Origin of the sequence: Streptomyces sp. FH025 (genome assembly GCF_017427025.1) — a bacterium.
Taxonomy (GTDB): Bacteria; Actinomycetota; Actinomycetes; order Streptomycetales; family Streptomycetaceae; genus Kitasatospora.
In genome coordinates, this window is sequence record NZ_JAFLNG010001227.1 from 1 (window position 1) to 1057 (window position 1057).

Genomic DNA, 1057 nt, shown 5'->3' on the forward strand with positions numbered 1-1057 from the left:
GGGGGCTGGTGACGGCGGGGGCGCCGGGCGAGGTCGGGTATCCTGGGGCGCGTTGAAGGGGAGTAGCCCTCCACCGGACCGTCGACATACTGGCCCCCACGGGCCCGGCGCCCGGGGCACCCGATCCGACCGGCTGAGTCGATCGGACGGTGCCGGCGAGACCTTCGGCCGCAGTGCTGTGACCATGACCAGTGCTGCCGGTCCGAAGCGTCCCCTGACGGAGTCGCCGCGCCGGCAGCCCGACCGAGGGACCCCACACGATGAGTTTGACCGTTGCCGCGCTGACGTTCGGCATCATCTTCCTGGCGGAACTGCCGGACAAGACCGCGCTGGCCAGCCTGGTGCTCGGCACCAAGTACCGCGCGAGCTACGTCTTCGCGGGCATCGCCGCCGCCTTCGCGCTCCAGGTCGTCCTCGCCCTGGCCGCCGGGCACCTGCTCTCGCTGCTGCCGCACCGCTGGGTGGAGGGCGTCACCGGCGCGCTCTTCCTGGTCGGCGCCGGGATGCTGCTGTTCCACGGTGGCGAGGACGAGGACGAGCACGCCGCCAAGGAGCCGTCCTCGAACAGCTTCTGGAAGGTGGCCGGGGCCAGCTTCGTGGTCGTCGCGATCGCCGAGTTCGGCGACCTGACCCAGATCATGACCGCCAACCTGGCCGCCAAGTACGCCGATCCGCTGGCCGTCGGCCTCGGCTCCTGGCTGGCGCTCTGCGCGGTCGGCGGGATCGCCATCGTGGGCGGGCAGAAGCTGCTCAAGCACGTGCCGATGAAGCTGATCGTCCGGGTGGCGGCGGCGGTCATGGTGCTGCTGGCCGGGATCAGCATCTTCGGGGCGATCACCGGCTGAGGACGGGCTCCCGGCCCCGGTCAGCAGCCCGGGTCGGAGGTGAGAGCGGCCTGGGTCTTGGGGCCGTAGACGCCGTTCTCGCCCTTGATCCGGTTCTCGCGCTGGTAGCTGGTGAGTACCGATTGCGTCCAGTAGTCGAAGGTGCCGGTGACGATCGACTTGTCGACGAATCCGCATTCGGCCACGTACAGCCGCTGCTGCATGTCCTTGAC

The 1057-nt window shown here is 70.1% G+C and carries 2 protein-coding genes; one reads left to right on the forward strand and one right to left on the reverse strand.

Annotation, left to right across the window (positions count from 1 at the left end):
* Nucleotides 1-260: 260 nt before the first annotated feature.
* Entirely contained in the window at nucleotides 261-845 is a 585-nt protein-coding gene (locus J0670_RS38580) for a TMEM165/GDT1 family protein (protein ID WP_207817428.1), read from the forward strand.
* A gap of 20 nt (nucleotides 846-865) precedes the next feature.
* Here J0670_RS38580 and J0670_RS38585 read toward each other — a convergent pair.
* Nucleotides 866-1057: peptidoglycan-binding domain-containing protein (locus tag J0670_RS38585; RefSeq protein ID WP_207817429.1), on the reverse strand; the 192-nt coding region annotated here is incomplete at its 5' end.

Excerpts from the sequence above, each read along its gene's own strand:
- J0670_RS38580 (WP_207817428.1), top strand. The coding sequence starts at position 261 with ATGAGTTTGACCGTTGCCGCGCTGACGTTCGGCATCATCTTCCTGGCG.